The sequence below is a fragment of the Vibrio sp. Isolate34 genome, assembly GCF_022397915.1.
In the GTDB taxonomy this organism is placed as follows: domain Bacteria; phylum Pseudomonadota; class Gammaproteobacteria; order Enterobacterales; family Vibrionaceae; genus Vibrio.
Genome location: NZ_JAKEUO010000014.1, coordinates 110,061 through 123,227, shown reverse-complemented (window position 1 = coordinate 123,227; position 13,167 = coordinate 110,061). Strand labels below are relative to the sequence as shown.

The following is a 13,167-nucleotide window of genomic DNA, read 5'->3' as shown; positions in this document are numbered from 1 at the left end:
TAGCTTTGTTTTACACTTTCAGAGCTGCAGTAACTAACCTCTGAATACCTCTTCGATACACGATTCTAAACAGCGCATTTTCGGTTGATTGCGATGTTTACGCCCTATAGTCATGCCAATATCGCCATTTGGCATGTTGGGCATGTGAGGAAACTGCACAAAGGAAAATTCATCTGAAAGCGAATTGGCCAGTAGTTTTGAGCATGGGAATAACACGTCGCTCTGCTTCACTATAGACAATAAACTGTGTAAGTACGTCGAACGTATTTTGACCTCAGTATTGATACCGACATCGGCTAACACGTTCGGTGCTAAGGCAATATTGTCGTTCCAATCACTGACGACCAAGCTCGCTATTTGCAAAGGTTCTTGCTGGTCACTTTTCAATAATGTGTTGGCGAGTGGGTGGCCTGTGCGGCATACCAATACAAAATCATCACTTGCGAGTCGCTACTCGCTTTCTGCTTGCTTAGAAGCGTTGGATGTTTTGCCTTGCTTCAACCAGTTATCGAGTACATGTTGAAGCGCATCCAATGACGTTGGCTTTTCTAGGCGACCATCCATTAACTGATTGATCATGTCTAACTCACGTTGCCCTGATTCACCAGAAAGCGCGATGATTGGCGTATTAGGTGAGCGTGCCTTGATGATCTGGCTTGCGTCAAAGCCGTTCATGACTGGCATTTGTACATCCATGAGAATCAAATCAACTTGATGAGTTCTAAACAGTTCAACCGCATTCTCACCGTTCTTGGCTTGTAAGCTGTTTACGCCGAGCCTGCTCAAATACATCTGAACAAGTGTGCGTTGTACCTCTTTGTCGTCCACGATCAGCACGGTTGGTGCAATGTGGTTTGATGCTGGTGGATTTGTTGGTTGCGTCTTTTCTGGCTCAGTTTTGGGTGCAGTTGTAGGTGCTGGTTCAGAAGCGTTATCAGCACTTGGTGTTGAGTTCTCTGGTTGCGACTCTGCTTCGGCTTGATCTTCCGTCGGTTGATTGTGTTTCCAATCGTTGAAGTAAGGCGTACGCAGGTCATCCGCTTTTGGCGCATTTGGCACAACAGGAAAGTACAGGTGGAATTCTGTAAACTCACCAAGCTTGGATTTGCACTCGACTCTGCCACCAAATGAACGCATCACACGTTGGCAATAACCTAAACCTAAGCCGCTACCGCCACTCTTTTGGTAAGAGAAAAAGTCATCGAAGATCTTATGGGCGATGGTCTCATCAATCCCTGGGCCCGTATCTCTGAAAACGAGCACGTTCTCGTAAGAGCCAGTTTTGGTGCTGATTTCGATTTGGCTGTCTGGATACGAATCAAAGTAATAGATGGCGTTACGAATCAGGTTAAAGATAACGAAGTTAAACAAGGTCTCGTTCAGCTTTGCCACAAAATCAGCGTGTTGTGGTAAGCGAATTCGTTCAATGATCTTTTCGTTCTCAAAACCATAATGACTGACCGCTTGATCCACGGCCTTATGGATTGAGGTCATAGTGACAGGCCCATGCTCAGGTGAGCTGTCACTGACCTCACGCAAAATGATATCAATCAACTGTCTACCACGTTGGATCGCAGCTTGTCCGTTCTCGATATCAAGTAGGATCTGTTTCGCTGGCGCTTGGTTATCGATGTGCTGCTTTAGTACTTCGAAATGCAGTTGCACTTGAGCAAGTGGGTTACGCATCTCATGGGCGATGGAGTTCGCCAGAGCACGACTTTGGCGTATGCGTCTATCCGCTTCGATGGTACTTTGCACGCGAGTTAACAGGGTTTGTAGTGCAGAGATCTCTTCGTTAGAGAACATCTGATCGTTACTCTTGTGTGATGACACCAACAAGTGCGTGACCGATTTTCCCTGACCAAACAGAGGCATCACTAAGGCGGTGTTGTTTGAACTCATCTTCTCATAGAGTGCCTTGATCGAACGTTTTGCTGGCGCAGTGTAATCGAGCTCTTCAGACAGTTCGTCGAACACTAAAACAGACTTGTTGGTCGACAGGTAGTCTTCGTAGAAAGTCTCGTTGTAGTTGCTGTTAACAAGGCGCAGTTTGTCTTCTGGGATTTGAAGTAGGCTACCCAAACGACGCATTGCATCATCAATTGATAGCTTGAAATCTTCTTCTAAAGCAAGGATTTGCTGTACTGGCGTTTTCTTGTTCCCGTAGACAAAGAAGGAGGCATAACGGCTCACTCGTTTGTAGAGTACATGCCAAGTAATGCCGATCAGCGCGCAGATTGGAATTGCGATTAGCCATTGATTATCTTCGGTCAGCGGGATGAATATCGCGCCAAACGGTATCACTAAAATCGCACACACCAACAGGGCGTTTAGGCTCATGTACGCGAGGTATTTCACGCTGTAGAAACGAGAAGTCAGCAGAGCATATCCAACGAACAACATCTCACTAATAGATAAGGCTGGTGGTAGCCAAGTCAGTGAGAAATCACGCAAGAAGTAAGTCATACCTAGGTGGATCGTGGCTGTAGACAGCATGAACACCAAGATACCTGCAATCATGTAGCTGGTTTTGGTCAGAGTGAGCTTGCTGCTGTTGGCGCGCATTGCCACTAGGTTGCCTAGTGTCAGTACTACAAAGCTGATCATGCCGATGAAGAAGTACGAAGTGTGCGGACCAAATTCAATTACAAACTGACTTGGACCAACAATGATAACGTCTTCAACGGTTAAGCCTGGGCTTAAATTAATAAACAAGGAGTAGACGGTTAGGGTGACGAAAATCGCTTGTTGCCATAGGTGCACCTTACCGTTGCGTTGTTCGGCGGCCAGCTGACACGAGAAGTAATACGCGAAAGCAAACGCAAAGAAAGAGGCGAGGTTGGCAAATTTGGCTGCAAACACAGCTGCTGACGGCCCTAGCTCTGGCAACAAGTCAGTATGGAAGTAAGCATTACTGCTTATCCACGCAACAATACAGACCGAATAGGCGATGTAGGGAACGTGGTGTGTACCTGCGATCGCTTCGCTCTTTAGTTTCAGACGGTAGCAATAGTAGAGTAACCACATCACGACCACAGCAACCGTCGCAAGAAGCGTTATCGCTTTGGCGTGGATGATGGCTTCTAAGCCGAAATCAAACATGTTCGTCCTTATTTACCGAGCTTGGCTGTTGCAGATAATCTGGTTGTTGAACAGAGTTTAATTTTTCTTCTGAGCTAAGCTTTCTGCTGTTACGCACGGCGCGTTTGTAGCCTTTAAAATCGGTGTCATTAAATACGTTGACCATCAATTCGAAATTCCAAAAGCCACGGTAAATCGTGGTGCCGTCATCGTTCAATTCGCAATATCCCGAATGGAAATACGCTTTTGGGTCAATAGCTTGATAAAACTGAAGCATGAAAGGTTGTTCAATGATGGTGAAGCCAATTTTGTAGCCAACTTGATGTAAGACGCTCATCAGCTCTTTTTGAGCGAGATAGAGGAAGTAGAGTTTTTGTTGGGTATTTCCACTGACGGTTAAGCGCAGAACTTCACATATGGCTCGAGTTTCGGATAGTTGTAACTGAAACTGATTATCGAATTTTGGCAGAGAATCACATTTTGACAATATCGGTGGCGTGAATAGCTGTAACCCTGAAAGTGAATCGTAACCATGATTTGGTAAGCAGTATTGCCAGTGATCATTGCTGAACGGCGGGGCGTAGCTCAGCCAGGTTTCGTTTTTTGACCAATCTTGAATCAATGCGGAAGAGACTAATGTCGGGAAGGCTTCATCGTCTGGGTGTTTGAGCAGAATAAAGTGCTTACCCGTCTGTGACAGGTGTAATAAAGGCAGCATCTCAAACCATTTTTCACCCTTGATGAAAACCTCAAGATTGCTTAAAGCGATGGCATCACTGATAGGCATGCCTTGTGGGTGACTGGGGGTTTGTACCACAAGTTGATCATCTTCTATCTGATCAATGATTGCGCTGTAGTAAGCGCTGTCTTTAATCGGCAGGTCGATACCAGAGGGTGAACTATTATCGAGCGGCGACTTTGCCTTAATAGCAGCAATTTCGCATTCGCACCAAAAGTCTAGCCAATGCATGTAACACTGACCTGCCGCTTCCTCTAGCAATGCCATCTCGGTCGATAAGCTACTTGGATAGCGTTGAATGAGATCGCGATAGTCCATCAATTCAAATAAAACGGAGAGGCTTTTGTGTTGATGTTCTGGGAAGAACGATTCCAATAGTCGTCTACGGTAGTCTGTGACGGTTTGGAAAAGCGCAGTGCGATCTTGTGGCTGATAAGTGTTGATCACGAGCTCGATCAGCGCGTGTTGTTTCTTTTCGATAGCCTGACTGCTAGCCAACAGTGAGACTAAAGACGACGTTAATTCCATGGTGTTAACCTAGCCTAGGTTTATATAATTATTTTTATTGGATTTGCACTCATTAACCAGACACGAATTGTTATTAAGTTATTTGATATAAAGTTACCTTGTTGAGATTGAGTAACTCTAATTGTGTCTATAGTTTTTAAAAACAAGTTGCATAATCGAACGCAAGTTTACTACTTGCGCACCCCCTTAACAACAGAACATTTACTAGTTTATAAGTTGCTAAATTAGAATATTCTCAATCACTTAGAGCCTAACCTTGCTCCGATTCTGACCTGTATCAATTGAGCATAATCCTTTGGATTTATAAATTAACGTAAAATATCTATTTTTTGAACCAAGCTCATAAATCATACGCAACTGAATTCACCTTGTTAGTCGTAAGGAATATAACGGCGAGCCAAAATATATAATTAACTAATGAGTTTTGTATGTCTCATAGCCGTTTATTTCCACGTCATCGTTTGGCTCTCGCTTGCATGCTAGCCAGTGTTTCCAGTTTCTCCTTTGCTCAAAGTCAGTGTGAGGTGCTTGATCTTCAGCAGGCGTCTGACCTTGCTCTCGCTGTCTCATCAGCAGACAACAGTTGCTATGGCGCTTGGTTCTCTGCTCAAGAGAGTTCGTTAAACAATATCTATAGCGAAGCGAGCCTAAGCCGTATTCAAATAGCACTTAACCTAGAAATTGCCCGTTACCGAGGTGATGCTGAACAAGCTCGTAAACTTGAAAACCTTGGTGAATTTGTCCGCGCCGCTTATTACGTTCGCTATAACGCGCGAGCGCAGGATTTCTCCGAGGCGTTAAGCCAGCGCTTCGCTCAATCTATTAATGCTTTTCTTGCGAACCCTAATGCACTCGATCAAGGGCGCGAGCAAGTTGGAGCAATGAAAAGCCTGACGTTGATGGTTGATAATGTTAAGCAACTTCCACTGACCATGGATGCGCAACTTGCGGCATTGAATCACTTTAACCGTGAAACAGCGCAGGATTCACAATGGGTCGATGGTCTTAATAATCTGTTCCGAGCAATGGCAGGGCATGCCGCTCGAGATGATTTCTACGATTACATGGCAAACCACACCCAACATATCGAAACGCTGGCGGCTTTTGCTCGTGATAACACGTGGGCGTTGGATACGGATGCAAGCTTTCTGGTTTATAACGCCGTGCGTGAAACAGGCCGTTTGTTAGCCAGCCCGGATAAAGCGATCAAGGACAAAGCGATACGGGTTATGCAGCAAGTGATGGCGCAAAACCCACTGGGCAGCGAGCACGATAAGCTATGGCTAGCGGCCGTTGAAATGATGAGTTACTTCGCACCAGAAGGTTTGAATGGGTTAGACCTAGAGCAAGCGAAACGCGACTTGGCAACGCGTGTACTTCCTCATCGTTATGAGTGCCAAGGACCTGCGATTATTCGCTCTCAAGACCTAACGGAGTCACAAGCGATGGAGGCTTGTGATGTGTTGGCTGCCAAAGAGGCCGACTTCCATCAAGTCGCGAATACGGGTCAAAAACCTGTCGCTGATGATAACAACGAGCGAGTTGAAGTCGCGGTGTTTGGTAGCAAAGGCAGTTACATAGATTATTCATCGTTCTTGTTTGGCAATACCACAGACAATGGCGGTCAGTATTTAGAGGGTAATCCTGCAGAAGTCGGTAACGTCGCTCGCTTTGTGGCTTATCGCTACGCCAATGGTGATGATCTTTCTATTCTCAATTTAGAGCATGAATACACTCACTATCTCGATGCTCGCTTTAACCAATATGGCTCATTCAACGACAACCTAGCACATGGCTATGTAGTGTGGTGGTTAGAGGGCTTTGCCGAATTTATGCATTACAAGCAAGGTTACGATGCAGCGATTGGTTTGATTAGCAGCGGGAAGATGAGTCTGTCGGATGTGCTTGCGACCACTTACTCCCATGACTCCAATCGTATATATCGTTGGGGGTACTTGGCGGTACGCTTCATGCTGGAAGAGCATCCTCAAGAGGTGCAAGGTTTACTGGCATTGTCTCGTACTGGTCAATTCTCCGAATGGGCACAACAAGTAAAAGTGCTAGGACAGCAATACAATGGTGAGTTTGAGCGTTGGTTAGACTCGGTTTCAAGTGAACCAATAGAGCCTATTGATCCCACAGAGCCGGCTGAACCCACTGAACCTACGCAACCAACAGACCAAGCCATAGTGCTTGCAGCGAACCAAAGTGTGTTGTTGAGTGGCGAGGCGTATAGCGAGCAGTTGTTCTATGTTGATATCCCGGAGAACACGACGCATTTTGAAGTGTCTATTGACGGGCAAACTCAAGGTGATGCTGACCTCTACATGAGCTACAACAAACCAGCGCATTACTACGACTTTGAATTCAGCCAATACGGTAATGGCAGCAATGAAGTGGTGACGTTTGAAAAAGAACCTTCGGGTTACATCAAGTCGGGTCGTTACTACATGAGTGTTGCGGGGCGTACCGATTTTAATGAGGTGTCGCTAACGGCATCGGTAGTCACAGAAACGCCAACGCCTCCGACTCAACAACAAGATGATTTAACTCCTGTGGTATTGGAATCCGGTCAGGCTCAAGTGCTTACCGTGCACCAACGACGTTATGCCGCTGTCTATGTACCAGAAGGCGTACAAGAGGTGCGAGTATGGCTCAACGATAAGAGCGACAATGCGGAAAACGAACAGTCGAATGCGGGTAACGTTGATCTGTTCGCCAGCCATTCATACTGGCCAACAGCAGGGCAGCATGACTACGCGTCTGATTACCGTGGAAGCAATGAGTACCTGCAAATTCCTGTAACAGAAGAAGGCTATATACACTTCTTACTGAGTGCAGAGCAGCAAGGGGGTGATGTCGAGATGTTGGTGTATTTTCACTAATAAAGGGCATTAATTCAATGGCGCTAAAATGCCACTAACAAAAAGGTCTCCTAGATTAGGAGTCCTTTTTTATTCTGAATAGTGCTTACGTAATGAACCTGATTAACTGGTCAGTTCCGGCTCTGTTAGCTCTTGTACACAAGCTCGGCTGATGTCTTCATCAATGTAAGCCATCCCCAGCTTGTTCAAGTAATCCATACGATCAGCAGTGCGAAGCTCAATGTCAGGGCCTGCGATGTTGTTCTCTTGATAAACCTTAGCCATGTGAGCCATGAATTGCTCGCCCACACTCATCATTAACAGGCTCATCGCACCCACATCAGGTCTTACTTTGGCACGCTGTTTTTCAGACAGGTTTACCTCTAACACGACAGGTTGTTCTTCCCCTTCGAAACGAACACTGCGCTCACGAACGGTTTGTTGCGCCCAGTAATACGCCAGCTCTTTACTCTGAGTCAGGAACACAGGTTCAACCGACTCGGTGTAGTTATTGCCAATCGTTGCCATGGTTTTTGAAGCGGCTTCGTTGAGTGCTTTGTCTCCAGAACGTTTCAGTCCTTGGCCTTTAATTGAAGCGAGTAAGGCTGAAGACGTACCGTGATACCAAGTATCACCCGTTGCGAAGCCATTTTCTGATAGCAGCGTTTTTGCATCTTGTAGGTGTTTAGGTATTGAAGTCATAGGCACTCTCAATCAAAAGAAATATCAACAAACAGGAATCTCAACAATATGAATACAGTTAGCTTAAACAGATGTTGCTTAGCTGACCGTGGTGTAGAACACAAATCTTAGACTTTGAGATAAAGCCGGCAGTACAAGCTTTATCTCAAAGCCTTCCCCCGGATCTTACCGAAGTAAGAGAGAAGGGCGGGGGAGGCTTTAGCGTTAGCGACTAATCAAAAGCGTTAGCGATTAATCAAATTGGTTAGACGTATTCGCTTCGCCCGCTGCTTTCAGTGCATTTTCACCAGCGAAGTACTCTTTGTGGTCATCACCGATGTCTGAACCAGACATGTTTTGGTGTTTAACACATGCGATGCCTTGGCGGATCTCTTTACGTTGAACATTTGCAACGTAACCCAACATGCCTTGGTCGCCGAAGTACTCTTTCGCAAGGTTGTCGGTAGACAGCGCTGCAGTGTGGTAAGTCGGTAGCGTAATCAAGTGGTGGAAGATACCCGCTTCACGAGATGCGTCCGCTTGGAATGTACGAATCTTCTCGTCAGCACTTGCAGACAGTTCAGTTTCGTCGTATTCCGCGCTCATTAGGTTTGCACGGTCGTAAGCTGATACATCCTTACCTTCAGCAACCAATGCATCGTAAGCTTGCTGACGGAAGTTTAGCGTCCAGTTGAATGATGGAGAGTTGTTGTAAACAAGTTTCGCATTAGGGTGTACTTCACGTACGCCATCCATCATCTCTTTGATTTGACCGATGTGTGGTTTCTCAGTCTCAATCCAAAGAAGGTCAGCACCCGCGTTGATTGCTTCAATACAGTCGAATACACAACGGTCTTCACCAGTACCTTGGCGGAATTGGTATAAACCTGAAGGTAGACGCTTAGGTCGAACTAGCTTGCCGTCACGGTTAAAGCAAACGTCGCCTTCTGCCATATCTACAACATCGATCTCTTCAACATCTAGGTATGAGTTGTAGATATCACCTTGGTCGCCCGGCTCTTTCACTACTGCGATTTCTTTTGTTAGGCCAGCACCTTGAGAATCGGTACGAGCAACAATAACGCCGTTGTCGATGCCTAGTTCAAGGAAAGCGTAACGAAGTGCACGAAGTTTTGCGTGGAAGTCAGCGTGTGGAACCGTTACTTTGCCGTCTTGGTGACCACATTGCTTCTCATCGGCAACTTGGTTTTCAATTTGTAGACAACATGCGCCCGCTTCAATCATCTGTTTAGCCATTAGGTAAGTCGCTTCCGCGTTACCGAAACCTGCATCGATATCTGCAATGATTGGCACCACGTGTGTTACGTGATTGTCGATTTTGTCTTGGATAAGGTCTTGTTGGTTAACGTCGCCCGCTTCACGTGCAGCGTCTAGTTCACGGAATAAACCACCCAGTTCACGTGCATCAGCTTGGCGCAGGAATGTGTATAGTTCTTCTACTAGGCCTGCAACCGATGTTTTCTCATGCATTGATTGGTCTGGAAGTGGACCAAAGTCTGAGCGAAGTGCAGCAACCATCCAACCTGAAAGGTATAGGTAGCGTCGGTCTGTTTTACCATCAAAGTGCTTCTTAATAGAAATCAGTTTTTGTTGACCGATAAAACCATGCCAGCAGCCTAAAGACTGAGTGTATTGAGAGCTGTCTTTATCGTAAGCCTCCATATCCGCACGCATGATATCTGCCGTGTATTGCGCGATATCTAGACCTGTTTTGAATTTGTTTTGAGCTCGCATACGAGCAGCAGATTCAGCATTGATTGCATCCCATGGAGCACCTGCAGCGCTTTTTGCAACTTCTATCATTTCGATATCTTGTGTAATTTGCGACATAACTATTCCTTAGTTTCACGTGGGGTATGGTTGCCAAATTGGCTTGGATTAAAACTTTGCTATGGACAAAGAATAACCACGCATGTGATAATTTTGTTAATTTATAGTTATTATATTCGGTATTTTTCTTATGAATATTGCTCGTGTAGACCTTAATTTACTTGTGTATTTAGACATGTTGCTACGTGAAAGAAACGTTACACGAGCGGCAAATCAATTAGGAATAACTCAACCAGCCATGAGTAATGGACTGCGCCGACTGCGTGATCTGTTTGAAGATCCACTATTGGTGAGAACCAGTGAAGGGATGGTGCCGACCGAGCGCGCGCAAAAGTTGCAACCACTGATCCGCAACATCTTGGCTAATGTCGAAAAGACACTACAACCGACCACAGAGTTCAATGCAGAAGACAGTGAACGCGTGTTTCGTATCATGGCGAGTGACTATGCTGAGTCGACTATTATTCAACCGCTATTGAAAAAACTGAGCGAGATAGCACCGAAAATACGACTGGATATAATGACGCCAAGTGATGTGAGCTATCAGGATGTAGAGCAAGGCACTGTGGACATTATCATCAACCGTTTTGATGACATTCCACAATCCTTTCACCAGATGAGCCTTTGGCATGACGGGTTCTCTTGCCTATTCAGCTGTGATAATCCAATAGCCGATAACTTTGATATTTTGTCTTATTTAAAGGCGCAACATATCTGGGTAAGTAAGACGGGGATGGGAACCGGAGTCGGGATCAACCCAAGTGAAGCGCAAAAGCTCGGTTGGATAGATGAAGCGTTAATGCGTATTGGTAAAACCCGAAATATCACGGTGTTTACCCGACATTACTTGTCTGCGATTCTCTTTGCTCAGCAGAAAAACCTTATCCTTACGATTCCAACCAAAGCCGCGCAATTGCAGCGCAACAACCCTAACTTGTTAATCAAACCGGCCCCATTTGCGATTGAACCCTTCGAGGTAAAGATGGCGTGGAGTCCATTGTTACAAACCAATCCAGACCACCAGTGGATGCGTCGCTTGATCAAAAGTGTCGCCAATGAAATCGAAAGTGGTGTGACGGGATAACACAGTTTTTGTGGTATTTCTTTTGTGAATATCCAATATAAACGGCATAAATTAGCTAAATTTTTGTCAGTTACGTAAATTTATTTAGTAGTCAGCGGTTAATTTGAGAGAGATTTTATGAGCAGTCGTATTCAACAGGGAAGCTTGAGCATTGATAGCACCCTCTACCAATTAATTAATGAGCAGGTCATTCCTGGAACAGGCATTGTCGCAGAGAACTTTTGGCAATCTTTCGCAGCCATCCTTAAAGATCTGGCACCAAAGAACCGTGCTTTGCTTATCAAGCGTGAAGATCTTCAACATCAAATCGATGTGTGGCACCAAGAGCGTGCTGGTCAAACGCTTGATCCGGTTGAGTACAAGCAATTCCTACAACAGATTGGTTACCTTGTACCAGAAGGTGACGATTTCGAAGTCACCACAGCAAGCGTAGAACCAGAGATCGCAACTCAAGCAGGGCCGCAACTTGTAGTGCCTATTATGAACGCGCGATTTGCACTTAACGCAGCAAACGCGCGCTGGGGCAGTTTATACGATGCGCTTTACGGTACCGATGTCATCAGTGAAAGTGATGGTGCAGAAAAGGGTGGCAGCTTTAACCCTGTACGTGGCGCTAAAGTAGTGAGCTACGCTCGAGGTTTCCTTGATGACGCAGCACCTCTCAACGGTGTTTCCCATAAAGATGTGACCAAATACAGCATCAGCAACGTCAGCATTGGCAATACACTAACAGCGACCTTAGACAACGGCGAAGAAGTCACTCTAATCGATCGCAACCAGTTTATTGGTTATCAAGGAGACGCAAGCGCACCTTCTTGTATCCTGCTTAAACACAATAATCTCCATATTGAAATTCAAATCGACCCGAGCGCGCCAATTGGCAGCGTTGATGTGGCTGGTATTAAAGATGTGCTGGTGGAGTCGGCTCTCACTACCATTATGGATTGCGAAGATTCGGTAGCAGCGGTTGATGGTGAAGACAAAGCACTGGCTTACCGTAACTGGTTAGGCTTGATGAAAGGTGACTTACAAGAGTCGCTAGAGAAAAATGGCAAGACCATCGTTCGTAACCTCAACCCAGACCGTCAATACACCAGCGTGACGGGAGGCGAGATCTCGCTGAAAGGCCGCAGCATGTTGTTTATCCGCAATGTGGGCCATCTAATGACCAACCCTGCGATTATTGATGCTGACGGTAATGAAGTGCCTGAAGGTATTATGGATGGCATGATCACTTCACTAATCGCGATGCACGATTTAAAGGGTAATAGCCCGTACCAAAACTCGACCGCGAACAGCATTAATATTGTTAAACCTAAGATGCATGGCCCTGAAGAAGTGGCTTTCACCAATGAGTTGTTCGGTCGCATTGAAGATGCATTAGGTTTAGACCGCTTCACCATCAAAGTCGGCATCATGGACGAAGAGCGTCGTACCTCTGTGAACTTGAAAGAGTGTATTCGCGCAGCCAAAGACCGTGTCGTGTTCATCAACACAGGTTTCCTAGACCGAACGGGTGATGAGATTCACACCAGTATGGAAGCGGGTCCTTTTGCGCCTAAAACACAGCTGAAAACCATGACTTGGATTGGCGCATATGAAGATCAAAACGTTGATCTTGGCTTAGCTTGTGGCCTGCAAGGTAAAGCCCAGATTGGTAAAGGTATGTGGCCAGAACCAGATAACATGGCCAAGATGATGGACGCGAAAATCGGACACCCACAAGCGGGTGCGAATACCGCTTGGGTTCCTTCTCCAACTGCGGCGACTCTGCATGCCTTGCACTATCACAAAGTGAGTGTTCCTAGCCGTCAGAAAGAGCTTCGTGAGCGTGTGAGAGCCAATGTTGACGATATTCTTACTATCCCGTTGCTAGGCAATCAAAAGCTGAATGCTCAAGATATCCAAAATGAATTGGACAACAATACGCAAGGTATTCTTGGGTACGTAGTTCGTTGGATTGACCAAGGTGTAGGTTGTTCGAAGGTGCCTGATATTAACGATGTAGGATTAATGGAAGACCGTGCAACGCTGCGCATATCAAGCCAACACATCGCTAACTGGTTACGTCACGGTATTTGCGAGGAAGCTCAGGTAATGAAAACCATGAAGCGTATGGCTGCAGTGGTTGATGAGCAAAATGCTGGGGATCCAAGCTACCAAAACATGGCGCCTGATTTTGAAAATAGCATTGCGTTTTCAGCAGCGTGTCAGTTGGTATTTGAAGGCTGTGCTCAGCCGAGTGGTTATACCGAGCCAGTGTTACACGCGATGCGTCTAAAGTTGAAAGCGCAGAGTGCTTAAGTCGGAAAGTGCTAAATCGCAGATAAGCGAAAGCA

8 protein-coding genes are annotated in these 13,167 nt (G+C 45.9%); 3 read left to right on the top strand and 5 right to left on the bottom strand.

What is annotated here, in order from left to right:
* Window positions 1-33: 33 nt before the first annotated feature.
* The 3 genes from L1D22_RS15595 to L1D22_RS15585 are packed head-to-tail and all read right to left on the bottom strand — an operon-like array spanning window position 34 to window position 4,348.
* Window positions 34-426, bottom strand: a complete 393-nt coding sequence (locus L1D22_RS15595) for a hypothetical protein (protein WP_239830480.1) — start codon at window positions 424-426, stop codon at window positions 34-36.
* Between the two features lie 24 nt (window positions 427-450).
* Window positions 451-3,102, bottom strand: coding sequence for a hybrid sensor histidine kinase/response regulator (locus L1D22_RS15590; RefSeq protein WP_239830479.1), 2,652 nt, complete (start codon window positions 3,100-3,102; stop codon window positions 451-453).
* A complete protein-coding gene (locus L1D22_RS15585) occupies window positions 3,095-4,348 on the bottom strand; it encodes an acyl-homoserine-lactone synthase (RefSeq protein WP_239830478.1) in 1,254 nt (417 codons plus the stop codon). The genes L1D22_RS15590 and L1D22_RS15585 overlap by 8 nt, the downstream gene beginning before the upstream one ends.
* Before the next feature lie 428 nt (window positions 4,349-4,776).
* On the opposite strand from L1D22_RS15585, the gene L1D22_RS15580 reads away from it, so the two are divergent.
* A complete protein-coding gene (locus tag L1D22_RS15580; RefSeq protein WP_239830477.1) occupies window positions 4,777-7,233 on the top strand; it encodes a M9 family metallopeptidase in 2,457 nt (818 codons plus the stop codon).
* A gap of 102 nt (window positions 7,234-7,335) precedes the next feature.
* On the opposite strand, the gene L1D22_RS15575 is transcribed toward L1D22_RS15580, so the two are convergent.
* A complete protein-coding gene (locus L1D22_RS15575) occupies window positions 7,336-7,914 on the bottom strand; it encodes a hypothetical protein (RefSeq protein ID WP_239830476.1) in 579 nt (192 codons plus the stop codon).
* Between the two features lie 231 nt (window positions 7,915-8,145).
* On the bottom strand, window positions 8,146-9,744 hold the full coding sequence (locus tag L1D22_RS15570; protein ID WP_239830475.1) for an isocitrate lyase: 1,599 nt from the start codon (window positions 9,742-9,744) through the stop codon (window positions 8,146-8,148).
* A gap of 130 nt (window positions 9,745-9,874) precedes the next feature.
* Here L1D22_RS15570 and L1D22_RS15565 point away from each other — a divergent pair, with 130 nt between their 5' ends.
* Window positions 9,875-10,828: a LysR family transcriptional regulator gene (locus tag L1D22_RS15565; RefSeq protein ID WP_239830474.1), complete on the top strand. Its 954-nt coding sequence runs from the start codon at window positions 9,875-9,877 to the stop codon at window positions 10,826-10,828.
* Between the two features lie 117 nt (window positions 10,829-10,945).
* Window positions 10,946-13,132, top strand: a complete 2,187-nt coding sequence (locus tag L1D22_RS15560) for a malate synthase G (protein WP_239830473.1) — start codon at window positions 10,946-10,948, stop codon at window positions 13,130-13,132.
* The last annotated feature ends 35 nt before the right edge of the window (window positions 13,133-13,167 follow it).

Coding starts and splice junctions, on each gene's coding strand:
- L1D22_RS15590 (WP_239830479.1), bottom strand. CDS start 3,102: ATGTTTGATTTCGGCTTAGAAGCCATCATCCACGCCAAAGCGATAACG.
- L1D22_RS15585 (WP_239830478.1), bottom strand. CDS start 4,348: ATGGAATTAACGTCGTCTTTAGTCTCACTGTTGGCTAGCAGTCAGGCT.
- L1D22_RS15580 (WP_239830477.1), top strand. CDS start 4,777: ATGTCTCATAGCCGTTTATTTCCACGTCATCGTTTGGCTCTCGCTTGC.
- L1D22_RS15575 (WP_239830476.1), bottom strand. CDS start 7,914: ATGACTTCAATACCTAAACACCTACAAGATGCAAAAACGCTGCTATCA.
- L1D22_RS15570 (WP_239830475.1), bottom strand. CDS start 9,744: ATGTCGCAAATTACACAAGATATCGAAATGATAGAAGTTGCAAAAAGC.
- L1D22_RS15565 (WP_239830474.1), top strand. CDS start 9,875: ATGAATATTGCTCGTGTAGACCTTAATTTACTTGTGTATTTAGACATG.
- L1D22_RS15560 (WP_239830473.1), top strand. CDS start 10,946: ATGAGCAGTCGTATTCAACAGGGAAGCTTGAGCATTGATAGCACCCTC.